Below are 11457 nucleotides of genomic sequence, written 5' to 3'. Positions count from 1 at the left end.
AGCCAAGACGCCTCGGCTGCGCCGTCGGGTCGGCTCGCCTGCGGCATCGGCGTTATCAGGTGTCAGAGCAGGCTGAGTACCCGTGCGTGGAGCTTGTCCAGGTAGTCCTCGGACTCCGGCTTCATCAGGACGCTGCGGAGCACCCGTGCACCGTCCACATCGGCCGTCACCTCGGGGTGCCTGGCAGCGAACGCCTCCTTCGAAGCCCGTGCCACGCTCAGGAAGATCGGGTCCACTGCGGCGTTCATGCCGGTTTCCATGACTCGGTGTGAGGCTGCGTCCACTGCGGACAGAGTCAACGGGGTCGTCCGGGGGAAGTACGTGACGATGTCCAGTTCGGGCTCCTGGTAGAGCTCCAGGGCGTCGGATTGCTGGATGATCGACGCCCATCGGACGGCTGCCCGCCGTCCGGCCGCCAGGACTTCGCCCAGACCGGCGCGGGTCAGAGGGAGCAGGCGGAGCGTCAGCCAGAGGCCGGCCGCTGCTGCTCCGGCTCGGGAGCATTCCAGGCTGATTTCGCCCAGGTGCAGTTCGTCTGAGGTGAAGTAGGTGTAGGGGGAGTCGTGGAGGTAGAAGCGGCCCACGGACGGGTCGCGGAACAGGACTGCGCCGCAGCCGTAGGGCTGTAGGCCGTGCTTGTGCGGGTCGACGACCACGGAGTCGCACGAGCCGATGGCTTCCCACGGTTCGGGGGCTAGGTCTGTGCCCGCCAGCAAGGTGAAGAAGCCTCCGTAGGCGGCGTCTACGTGCACCCGTGCGTCGTAGCGGCGTGCGAGGTCCAGCACGAGGTGCACCGGTTCGATGGCGCCCAACGCGGTGGTTCCCGGGGTGACTACGACGGTGCCGACCTTGCCGGTCTTCAGGAGCGCTTCGAGGGCGTCCAGGTCCATGCGGCCGCGACTGTCCACGGTGACTGGGTGGCCCTCGATGTTGAGGACGCCGCACATGCGTGAGTGGGTGTAGTGGGCCTCGGAGGAGTAGGCGATGCCACGACCCGGATGCAGCGAACGGGCCACGAACAACGCTTCCAGGTTGGCGATCGTGCCGCTGGAGGTCAGGTGGCCCAGGTGTTCGGGGCCGTAGCCGAACATCGAGGCCAGGGACGAGACGACCTCGCGTTCCATGGCGGCGGTGGCCGGGCCGCCGTCCAGGGCGTGGTTGTTCGGGTTGATCAGCATGGCGCTGAGGTAGCCGACCACGGCTGCCGGGTGCGGGGGCTTGAGCATCTGGCCCGCGTAGCGCGGGTGGAAGAACGGGTAGTTGTCACGCAGGCGGTCCTGGAGTTCTGCCAGGGCGGAGCCGAAGAGCGCGGGATCGACCTGCAGGGACGAGTGGGGGGAGAAGGAGCCGTACTCGGCGGTCCACTTCTCGTGGTTGGCCAGCGCTTCGTTGAGCCAGTGCTGAAGATCCACTGTGTACACCCCACTCGTCCGTGCAAACCCGAATGTTCGAATTTGTACGTTACGGCAGACCCCAGCGCGACGACGAGCCGTTGGCGGCCACATCGCGTGGTGAGACGTCGGGGCGTGTGCCGCGACGGGAGACCACGGCCGTCTGACCTCGGCGAAGCGGGATTTCGATGGCCGAACCGCGTTGCTTGTAATTGAGACGGCGGCCCCGGTTGTCGCGCACGTCGATGTCGCCGGTGATGCCGTGTTCCAGGACCAGGGGAGAGCCGGCCTCCGAGTGGACCTGGACCCAGTCGGTGCGGCCGGCCGAGCGGGAGGCGTCGACCAGGAAGGCGCCTTGGGTTCGCAGCGAGGAGATCGACGCGTCAGCCCAGGTGGAGGAGATGGACGGGAAGACGCGCACGACGTTGTTGTGCGACTGGACCATCATCTCGAGGACGGCCTGGCCGGACATCAGCGGCGACTCGATCGCGAGGTTGCCGCCCTCGCGGTAGAAGGTGTTCTCGGTGAGGACGGCGTTCGTGCCGACCTGCTTGCGGTCCAGGAAGTAGCGCAGGAACGAGAGGGCCTCCTCTGGACGGCCCATCGCCGACGCCATCGAGGACGCGGCGCCGTAGCTGTAGCCGGCCCACAGGTTCTGCCGTGAGGTCCAGTGGTCGAACGTGCGGTTGATCAGGTCCCGGTGCTCGGGCATGTCGTAGGTCAGCTCGCGCAACGGGTAGAACCACAGCATGTGCGAGAAGTGGCGGTGCGAGTCGTTGAGCGACACGTCCTTGCCGATCAGCACGCCGTTCGGGCCCTGGGCGTAGGGGACCAGGCGGTTGAGGATGTCGCGCCAGCGGGCGTTCTCCTCGATGGACAGCAACGTGCGCACGCCCCAGCGGATCAGCGACAGGTCGTAGGTCGTGTCCGTTGCGTTGGCGTACTCCGGCGAACGGGTCTCCGGCAGGTGCAGCTTGCCGTCGGCGCCCTCGACGAGGAACCGCGCGTAGTAGTTGACCGCCTTGGTCAGGATCGGGACCAGGACGTCGGACAGGATTCGCTTGTCCATCGTGTGGCGGTAGCCCAGCCAGACGTTGTGGCAGGCCCACAGAAGATTGCCCGTGTGGTCATTCGGCGCCACGCCGGGGACGCCGCAGTAGCGCGGGCCGGAGCGCAGCGTGCGGTCGCCGGGGTGGCAGATCGCGTACGAGTTGCCGTCGCGGTAGGCCGGGTTCACGTTCAGTTCGAGGTGGTGCTCGAAGCGCTTCAACGTCGTGGTGACGGCGTCGAGCTCGTGGTGGTTCGAGCCGTTGATCAGCGGATACGAGATCTGGACGTTGAGGTTCCACCACACGGCCGTCCAGCTGTTGCCCTGCTCGGGGAACCACGGGCCCCACTCGGAGATGACCGGCGCGTCGGCGCGCGTGGCGGCGGCCATCTTGTAGAGCTGCGCCCAGTAGAAGCGCTGCACGAGCTTGTCCGGCACCGAGACCAGCGACTTCGCGAAGTAGGCGTTCCACCAGCGACGATGCTGCGACGTCAGCACCTCGAACGGGATCGACAACGCCTGACGCACCTCGCGGATCGCGTCGGACGTGTGCGTGTCCGCGGGGTGTGTGTACGCCACGTGGGCGGCGAACCGGCCGTCACGGGCCTGCCAGGCCGTTGTGTAGCCACCGCCCGCGAGGAGAGGCTGTGCGGCGTACGAGACGCCGTTGCCCGTGCCCAGGGTCGCGTCCGGGTTGGCCGTGTAGTCCGCGGGCCTGCGGACCTGGCGGGTCGTCGCCGACTGCAGGGGCTGGAAACCCCAGGTCACGTCACCCTTCACCTTCGCGAGGAACGTGCTGCGGGTGTTGTGCACCAGCATCGTGAAGGAGGCGCTGCCCTGGGTGGTGGTGACCGTGCCCGTGAGCTCGGCGTTCCACAGGTCGAGCGTCCAGTCGACCGCGGTGATCGCGCCGGCGAAAGCCAAGGTCAGGTACCCGATCGGCAGTCGCGAGAGGCCGATCGCGGCCTCCCAGTGCTCGCGCTGGTCCTGCACCTCGGAGTGGCTGAGCATGAGCTTCAGCTCGTTCGGCGTGCGGCCCGCGTAGACCTGCACGCCCAGGAAGCCGTTCGCCAGGAACGGGCTGTCGCCCCAGTTCTTGGGCAGCTGCTTCCACTCCATGCGCGCATCGCTCACGACGTCCTTGTGGACGTTTCGGTGACCCGATGTCTGAACTTGATCGGGAGCAGCGGCCGCGACCCCTCCGCCGAGCGCGGAAGCACCTACGGCCGCGCCTGTCCCGTACAGAAAGGTTCTGCGCGACAGCTCTGTCACTGTTCGTCCCTCCAGGCCGTGGCGGCGGCGGAAGGGATCTTACGCAGAATTCATCCGATGACTAGGGGAGGTCGAACCCGGCGTCGGTCAGCGCGGCCTGGGCTCGCTCGGTGAAAACGTAGTCGTAGAACTTCGTGGCTTCGGGCGAACCGGACACCACCGCGATCGGGAAGCGCTGGGCGGCCTTGTCGGGTTCGTCGCGCATCGGCACCGCGATCAGTCCAGGGCTCGCTTTGACGTCCGAGGCGTAGACGAACGCGGAATCGACCTCGCCCGACGTCAGCTTGGCGAGCGTCTCCTTGACGTCCTGCCCGACCGCTTTCGGGCCAGGCATGCCGCCGCCGGGCGCGCGCTTCAACGCGGACCTGGCCGCCGCACCGCAAGGCGCTTCCTCGACGCACATCGCATACGACCTCTGCCCGGCTCCTGGACGGAAGCTCTCGAAGACCTTGACGTTCTTCGGGTTGCCCTGCGGCAGCGCGAGCACCAGCCGGTTCCCCGCGAACACCTTCGCGGTGTACTTCATGGTGTCCTGGCTCGCGGACGCGAAGACGTCGACATGGGCGCCGAGCTGCTTCTCCAGTGCCTGGCTCGCGCCGAAGAGGAACTTCACCCGCATGCCCTGCGAGGCCTCGAAGTCGCTGCCGATCTTCGTGAACGCCTCGGTCAGCGCCGAGTCCGCGTACACGGTGATCGTCGGTTTCTCCGGCTCAGCAGCAGGTGAACAGGCCGCCAGTACAGCCACGAGCAGGAGCGCGAGTCGCTTCATCGGATGGAACCCCCAGTTCTCGCGAGACCCTAGCGAACCGAGGCGGGTGTGCGGCGCGAAATGCTCGGTGTGACCATCGACGCGCAGTTACCTCCAAATTGTTGTTGCACACGTCTGGCCATAGCCGCTGTCCGGCAATTAGCGTGACCGCCCATGTCACCTGTTGCCATGCACATGAGCGACGGTCTGCTGAACGCCCCCACCTCGGTCGCGTTCCTGGTCATCGCGGCGCTCGGCGTCGGGTTCGCGCTCGTCAGGGCGCGCACTGACCTCGACGACCGCACCGCGCCGATGGCCGGTCTGGTGGCGACCTTCATCTTCGCCGTCCAGATGATCAACTTCCCGATCCTGCCCGGCGCCTCCGGGCACCTGCTCGGTGGTGCGCTGGCGGCGATCCTGGTCGGCCCGTACGTCGGCGCGCTGTGCGTGACGATCGTGCTGGTGGTGCAGTGTCTGCTGTTCGCGGACGGCGGGCTCACCGCACTCGGCGCCAACGTCACGAACATGGCGCTGATCGGCACCGCGACCGGGTTCCTCGTCGCGGTCGCGCTCCGCAAGCTCGCCGGACAGGGCACGGGTGGCCTGGCCGCCGTCGCGTTCGTCTCCGCGTTCGTCAACACGGTGGTCGCCTCGACCGGCTTCGTCGTCGAGTACGCGATCGGCGGTGCCGGTGGCGTCGGGATCGGCAAGGTCGCGCTGCTGATGTGGGGCCTGCACGCGTTGATCGGCATCGGTGAGGGCCTGATCACCGCCATCACCGTCACGTCGGTCGCCAAGATCCGGCCCGACCTCGTCTACCTGCTGCGCGGCAGCCAGAAGCCGTTGGAGGTCCGGTCGTGAAGAAGTTCTTCATCGGGTTCGCGTTCGTGTCGCTGCTGATCGCGGGCGTGCTGTCCTACTTCGCTTCCGGTGACCCGGACGGCCTGGACAAGACCGTCGAGGACACCGGAATCGCCGCGCACGCGCAGGAGCACCCGTTGGCGGGCAGCGCTTTCGCCGACTACGCGCTCGGCGGCGACGACAAGTTCACCGGCCTCGCGGGCGTGCTCGGCGTGGTCGTGGTGCTGGCGCTCTCGTTCGGCCTGTTCTGGGTGCTGCGCAAGAAGACTCCGCAGAACGACTTGGCCGATCGATGAGCGGTGGCCACGACGTCCTGCACCACGCCGGCGACTCGCCGGTGCACCGCCTCGCGCCCCACGTGAAGATCCTCGTGGCGTTCGCGGCGGTGCTGGGCGTCGTGGCGACCCCGCGCACGTCGTTCCCGCTGTTCGGCCTGTACCTGCTGCTGATCGTCGCGGTGTGGTCCGTGGCGCGGGTTCCCGTGCTGTGGTTCGTGAAGCGCGCGGTGATCGAGGCGCCGTTCGTGGTGCTCGCGTTCCTGCTGCCGATCTTCGGCACCGACCCGCGCACCTCGTTCCTGGGGTTCTCGGTCTCGGTCGAAGGCTCTTTGGCCGGGTGGAACATCCTCGCCAAGGGCACGCTGGGCATCATGATCAGCCTGACCCTGGCCGCCACGACGGCGCCGGGGGAGTTGTTGCGCGGTCTGCGGACGCTGCGGGTGCCCGCGCCACTGATCATGATCGCGACCCTGATGCTCCGCTACGGCGAAGTCGTTGTGGGAGAAGCGAAACGCATGCGTGTCGCGCGCATCTCCCGTGGCGACGACCCGCGGTTCCTGTGGCAGGCGGGAGCGACCGCGCGGGCGGTCGGCACACTGTTCATCCGGTCCTACGAACGCGGAGAGAGGGTGCACCTGGCGATGGTGTCGCGCGGCTGGACGGGCGGGCTGGGAGGCTCGGCGATGGTCATTCCGGAGACTCCGGCCGCACCCGCGCTGGAGGTCTCGAAGCTCGCCTTCGCCTATCCCGACGGTCACCAGGCGCTGTTCGGCGTCGATCTTCGGGTCTCGCGCGGTGAACGGGTCGCGGTGCTCGGCCCGAACGGCGCCGGCAAGACGACGTTCGCGTTGCACCTCAACGGAGTTCTCTCGGGTGGTTCCGGCACGGTTTCCGTTGCGGGACTGGAGGTCTCGAAGCGGAACCTGCGCGAGATCCGCCGCAGGGTCGGGCTCGTCTTCCAGGATCCGGACGACCAGCTGTTCTGCCCGACCGTGCGCGAGGACGTCGCGTTCGGCCCGCAGAACTTCGGCATGTCCGATGTGGACGGTCGTGTTCTCCGGGCGTTGTCCGCGGTGGGCATGGAATCCGTCGCGGACCGCTCCCCGCTGCACCTCTCCGGCGGCCAGCGCCGGCGTGTCGCGCTGGCCTCGGTTCTCGCGTGCGATCCGGAGATCCTGGTGCTGGACGAGCCGTCCGCGAACCTCGAACCGGTGGCGCGCAGGGAGCTGGCCGAACTGTTGCCCGGTTTGGGCCGCACGATGCTCATGGTCACGCACGACCTGCCGTTCGCGTTGCAGATCTGCCCCCGCAGCGTGCTGATCGACGACGGCGTGGTCGTCGCGGACGGTCCGACCCGCGAGATCCTCGCCGACGCCGACCTGCTGGCGCGGCACCGCCTGGAGCTGCCCTACGGCTTCCGGCTCGACTGAAGCCCGGTCAGCACGATCTGCAGCAGCACCTGCGGGTTCCCGCCCTCGTGCAGGCTCTGCAGCATCCCCTTCATCAGGATCACCAGATCCGTGGCGGTGACGTCGGCGCGGACCTGACCTGCCCGCTGGGCTTTCTCGAGCAGTGCGCCCAGCGCGGCGTGCAAGCTCTTGCGCAGCTCAGGCGTGACGGTGATCGCGTCGGACATGTCCCGCTTCGCCGCCGCCTCCTCCGCCATCCTGCTCAGGAACGCGAACAGCGCCGCACGAGCGTCGTCCGCGGGTGCCGAGGCCGATTCGATCATGGCCGTCACCCGTGCCTCCGTGACGGCCTGGAACAACGCCTGCTTCGTCGGGAAGTGGCGGTAGACCGTGCCGGGCCCTACGCCGGCCTGCGTCGCGATCTCGTCCAACGGCACCTCGAAGCCCTTCGAGGCGAACAACTCCCGTGCCGCTTCCAGCACCTTCTCGCGATTCCGCGCCGCATCAGCCCTCATCGTTGCCAACCGGGGCGTGCGTTCCGTATCGTCATAACCGGGGTCACCGTTCCGATTCTAGAGATGGGGGCACGACAGATGACACGCACGCCCGAACAGATCGTCGAGCACGTCCGCCAGATGGTCGCGGGGGAGGCCACGCACAGCGACTTCGCCGACCTCTTCGCTCCGGACGGCGTCATGGCCTACCGGTTCGCGACGCACTGGCAGCCCGAGGAGATCAAGGGACGCGAGGAGATCCGCGGCTACTTCAGCAAGGTCCGCGGCTCCAACGCGCGGGAGAAGATCGAGATCCAGGAGGTCCAGGCGAACTGCTGGCGCACCGACGATCCCGAGGTCGCCGTCGCCGAGATCACGCACCGCGGGTGGTCGAAGGTGAAGCAGGACTACTACACGTTCACGGCCGTCGCGATCATCCACCTGCGCGACGGCGAGATCACGCGGTACGACGACTACATGAACCCGCTGCTGATGGCGGAGCTGTTCGGCATGCCCTACCAACCGCACGTGGCAGCGTCTGCGTAGTTGTCGAGGGTGGGCGCGCAGGTCGCATACGGGCCGATCGCAGTCGTACGTGGGCGGTCGGGCGGCGGTCATCGCCGCTCGCCTGCGGCCTTGCGAGAGTGCCGCGCGTTGTGTGTGGTGGCACGCTTTTGGCGTGATGGACCTGTGGGCCTGGTGCGCGGAGCACCTGGGTAGCGTTCCGGCCGAAGTGCCGTACGAGCGGGTGTCGATCTCCAGCGTCTTCGGGCTCCGGCTCGCCGACGGCCGCGAGGTCTACGTGAAAGCCCGCGAGGACGACGGCCGCGCCGAGTCGTGCCTCACGGTCCAGGCCGTCCTGGCGGGGCGGGGGCTGCCGTGCCCCCGCCCGCTCACGCCGGTGACCTTCGTCGACGGTGTGGCGGTGCACGCCGAGGAATCCCTGCCCGGCGGCGAGATCCTGCGCGGCGACACCCCGGACATCGCCCGCCGCTACGCCGAGGTGTTCGCCCGCCTGATGGCCGAGCTGGAGGACATCCACGTCGAGCCGCCGCTGCCGAACCCGAGATGGGCCAGGTGGGACCACGACGGCGAAGGCCTGTGGCCCGCGATCGACTTCCTCGACGCACGCGACCAGAGCGTCGTCCCCGCACACGTCGTCGACACGGCCGAACGGGTCCGCAAACGACTGCTCGCCACCGACCTGCCGTGCGTCCTGGGCCACGCCGACTTCGAGGCCCAGAACCTCCGCTGGCGCAACGGTGTCATCCACGCCGTGCACGACTGGGACAGCCTGGCGTGGCAACCGGAAGCGGCACTGGCAGGCGCGGCCGCGGGGGCGTTCGCGAACGACCCGCCGCCGTCCCTGGTACCGGTGGAGAGCTCGCAAGCGTTCCTGGAGACCTACCAGGAAGTTCGCCGACGAGAGTTCACGCAGGAGGAGCTGGAGATCGCCTGGGCCGCCAGTCTCTGGACCGCCGCGCACAACGCCCGCTGGGAGGCCCTGCACGGAGACGCGCCGATCTCGCTCACAGCAGTGCGGGAACAAGCGGCTGAACGACTGCGCCGTGCGAGGATCGGCGCATGATCATCGCCGACTGGGTGTGGGGCTGGGCGTTGTCCCGCGGCACCCCGGATCCCGTGACGGAGCACGACGGCTACCGCATCGACGTCGGCCTGCCCCACCACCGCGTGCGCTACGTCCTGCCGGATCCGCGCGACGCCGGCCCACGCGCCGCCGGCCTCACCGAACCCGGCACGTGGCTGAAGATCTGCGGCACGGCCGAGTTGGACTCCAGGTGGACCGTCGCCGCCCCGGAGTACCTGATGAGCACCCCGGTGAAGCCGGCGCAGCCCGTCACCCCGCCGGATCCCTACGTCGTGGAACTGCACAGCGCCGGCAAGGTGCACGACGTCGTCGTCCGCACCAGGAACGGTGAGCACGCGGCAAAGGGCCGGGTCGCGGTGCACCACAACGCCGCCGTCATGGACATGGTGGAAACCGATCCCGCGCACCAACGGCGCGGCCTCGGCAGTGTGGTCATGGCCGAGCTGTCCAACGTCGCGTCAAACCACGGCGCGGCGAGAGCCGTGCTGGTCGCGACCGAATCAGGGCGAGCGCTGTACGAGAAGCTCGGGTGGACGGTCGAGTCACCGATCACCTCCGCACATCTGAAGGCCTAAGCAGCCGCCCGGCGACGACGCTCAGCCAGCACCGCGGCCAGGTACGGGTGCGGATGCGTGTACTCGACGCGCGGCGACCGGATGGCCGCACCCACGTCGTCGGACAGCCGCGTCCCCAGCTCCCAGCGCGCCTGCTCACCCAGCTCGTGATACCGGGACAGGTACTGCCGAGCCGCCAGCACCAGCTCGTCCGACAGCTGCGACAGGTCCAGCCCGCGCGCCCACTCGGCCAGCTGCGGCGGCATGTCGATCAGCTCGATCTCCTGCCGCGGCACGCGGGTGTGGATGACGACGGTGCCCGCCAGGTAGTCGCCGACGCGCTTGCCCTTCGACGAGAACAGCGACACGAACAGCGCCACCGTGCCGAGGAGGCCCAGACCCCAGAAGTCCACGAAGAAGCCGCCCAGAGCGCGCACCAGGGCGTGCCGGAAGCGGATCGAGCCGCCGTCGTCGCGCACGACCCGCAGGCCCATCACCAGCTTGCCGAGCGAGCGGCCGCGCGACAGCGACTCGACCGCGGTCGGATAGCCGATGAGCACGAGGACCATCAACGACAGCACGATCGCGGACTGCAGCGCGTCGTCGAACCCGATCGGTGCGATCAGGAAGACGAGAATGAACAGCAGGAGCTGCGCCGCGACGTCGAACGCGAACGCCACCGCCCTGCTCGCGAGCTGAGCGACGCGCAGGTCCAGAACTACGGCTTCACCGGTAACGAGGTCCCCCACGCGGATAGTGTGACTCATCGTGGATCTGGACGTCTTCATCGATCGCCACCGCGCGTCGTGGCAGCGGCTCGAGCAGCTGGTCAAGAGGTCGGGCAGGCTCAGCGGGGCCGAGGCCGACGAGCTGATCGAGCTGTACCAGCGGGTGACGACGCACCTGTCGGTGGTGCGCAGCCAGACGCCGGACCCGGCCACGGTTGAACGGCTGTCGTCGCTGGTCGCACAGGCGCGCTCCAAGCTCACCGGCACGCACACGCCCGCGTGGCAGATCTTCACGAAGTTCTTCACCCACCGCCTGCCCGCCGCGATCTACCTCGGCTGGCGCTGGTGGGTGCCGGCGGGCATCGCGTTCTACCTGCTCAGCGGCATCATGGCGGCCTGGATCGCGTCGAACCCGGACGTGCAGGCGACCATCGCCGCGCCGGACGAGCTGCGCGAGATGACCAAGGTCGGCGGCGGCTACGAGAGCTACTACTCGAGCGATCCGGCCGGGTCGTTCGCGGCGAAGGTGTGGACGAACAACGCCTGGGTCTCCGCCACCTGCCTGCTGCTGGGCGTCCTGTTCGCCATCCCGCCGATCTACCTGCTCTTCACCAACGCCGTGAGCCTCGCGGTCGGCCTCGGCCTGATGTTCGGCGCGGGCCGCGGCCCTGAGTTCCTGGGACTCCTGGCCCCGCACGGACTCCTGGAGCTGACGGCCGTGTTCGTCGCGGCGGGCATCGGCATGCGCCTGGGCTGGCAGGTCATCGACCCCGGCAAACGCACCCGTACCGCCGCGCTGGCCGCCGAGGGCCGTTCGGTGGTGGCCGTGGCGCTCGGGCTCGTCGTGGTGCTGCTCGTCTCCGGTGTCCTGGAAGGGTTCGTGACGCCGTCTGGGCTGCCGACGTGGGCACGGGTCGGCATCGGCGCCGTTGCCGAAATCCTGTTCCTGCTCTACGTGTTCGTCATCGGGCGACGGGCGGCGCGGCAGGGCGAGACCGGAGACGTGGACGCGAGCGAACGCGAGGACGTCGCGCCCACGTCGGTCTAGACGGTTGATTCCAAGGG

The 11457-nt window shown here is 68.5% G+C and carries 12 protein-coding genes and 1 pseudogene; 8 read left to right on the top strand and 5 right to left on the bottom strand.

Features of this window, described 5'->3' with window-relative positions; translation table 11 throughout:
* Window positions 1-62: 62 nt before the first annotated feature.
* The 3 genes from UK23_RS46040 to modA form a co-directional block, all read right to left on the bottom strand.
* Window positions 63-1412 (bottom strand): pyridoxal phosphate-dependent decarboxylase family protein, encoded by a 1350-nt coding sequence (locus UK23_RS46040; protein WP_045318181.1) that lies wholly within the window; start codon window positions 1410-1412, stop codon window positions 63-65.
* 49 nt (window positions 1413-1461) lie between these two features.
* Window positions 1462-3711 (bottom strand): glycosyl hydrolase family 95 catalytic domain-containing protein, encoded by a 2250-nt coding sequence (locus UK23_RS46035; protein WP_045318178.1) that lies wholly within the window; start codon window positions 3709-3711, stop codon window positions 1462-1464.
* A gap of 61 nt (window positions 3712-3772) precedes the next feature.
* Window positions 3773-4480, bottom strand: a complete 708-nt coding sequence (gene modA / locus UK23_RS46030) for a molybdate ABC transporter substrate-binding protein (protein ID WP_045318177.1) — start codon at window positions 4478-4480, stop codon at window positions 3773-3775.
* Between the two features lie 153 nt (window positions 4481-4633).
* Between modA and UK23_RS46025 the strand changes: the two genes are divergently transcribed.
* The 4 genes and pseudogenes from UK23_RS46025 (at window position 4634) to UK23_RS53435 (ending at window position 7028) form a co-directional block, all read left to right on the top strand.
* Window positions 4634-5320 (top strand): energy-coupling factor ABC transporter permease, encoded by a 687-nt coding sequence (locus UK23_RS46025; protein WP_045318176.1) that lies wholly within the window; start codon window positions 4634-4636, stop codon window positions 5318-5320.
* On the top strand, window positions 5317-5616 hold the full coding sequence (locus UK23_RS46020) for a PDGLE domain-containing protein (RefSeq protein WP_045318175.1): 300 nt from the start codon (window positions 5317-5319) through the stop codon (window positions 5614-5616). Before UK23_RS46025 ends, UK23_RS46020 begins: the two co-directional genes overlap by 4 nt.
* A pseudogene (gene cbiQ / locus UK23_RS53440) lies at window positions 5613-6251 on the top strand (cobalt ECF transporter T component CbiQ); the annotation flags it as partial. The gene UK23_RS46020 and the pseudogene cbiQ, both read left to right, overlap by 4 nt.
* Window positions 6252-6281: 30 nt before the next feature.
* Complete coding sequence (locus UK23_RS53435) at window positions 6282-7028, top strand: energy-coupling factor ABC transporter ATP-binding protein (protein WP_045318180.1); 747 nt, start codon at window positions 6282-6284, stop codon at window positions 7026-7028.
* Here UK23_RS53435 and UK23_RS46010 read toward each other — a convergent pair.
* On the bottom strand, window positions 7007-7522 hold the full coding sequence (locus UK23_RS46010) for a TetR/AcrR family transcriptional regulator (protein ID WP_045318174.1): 516 nt from the start codon (window positions 7520-7522) through the stop codon (window positions 7007-7009). The two genes, UK23_RS53435 and UK23_RS46010, sit on opposite strands and share 22 nt — an antisense overlap.
* A 78-nt stretch (window positions 7523-7600) precedes the next feature.
* Between UK23_RS46010 and UK23_RS46005 the strand changes: the two genes are divergently transcribed.
* From UK23_RS46005 to UK23_RS45995, 3 genes are all read left to right on the top strand, one after another.
* Complete coding sequence (locus UK23_RS46005; protein ID WP_045318173.1) at window positions 7601-8047, top strand: nuclear transport factor 2 family protein; 447 nt, start codon at window positions 7601-7603, stop codon at window positions 8045-8047.
* A 136-nt stretch (window positions 8048-8183) separates the two neighbouring features.
* Complete coding sequence (locus UK23_RS46000; RefSeq protein ID WP_045318172.1) at window positions 8184-9089, top strand: phosphotransferase; 906 nt, start codon at window positions 8184-8186, stop codon at window positions 9087-9089.
* Entirely contained in the window at window positions 9086-9685 is a 600-nt protein-coding gene (locus UK23_RS45995) for a GNAT family N-acetyltransferase (RefSeq protein ID WP_045318171.1), read from the top strand. The genes UK23_RS46000 and UK23_RS45995 overlap by 4 nt, the downstream gene beginning before the upstream one ends.
* Here UK23_RS45995 and UK23_RS45990 read toward each other — a convergent pair.
* Complete coding sequence (locus tag UK23_RS45990) at window positions 9682-10413, bottom strand: RDD family protein (RefSeq protein WP_052685643.1); 732 nt, start codon at window positions 10411-10413, stop codon at window positions 9682-9684. The genes UK23_RS45995 and UK23_RS45990 overlap by 4 nt on opposite strands.
* Window positions 10414-10432: 19 nt before the next feature.
* Here UK23_RS45990 and UK23_RS45985 point away from each other — a divergent pair, with 19 nt between their 5' ends.
* Window positions 10433-11440: a stage II sporulation protein M gene (locus UK23_RS45985; protein WP_045318170.1), complete on the top strand. Its 1008-nt coding sequence runs from the start codon at window positions 10433-10435 to the stop codon at window positions 11438-11440.
* Window positions 11441-11457: the final 17 nt, after the last annotated feature.

The organism is Lentzea aerocolonigenes, assembly GCF_000955955.1.
GTDB classification, from domain to species: Bacteria; Actinomycetota; Actinomycetes; order Mycobacteriales; family Pseudonocardiaceae; genus Lentzea; species Lentzea aerocolonigenes_A.
Note: the sequence above shows the minus strand (reverse complement) of the source record. Positions and strands in the feature narration are given on the sequence as shown.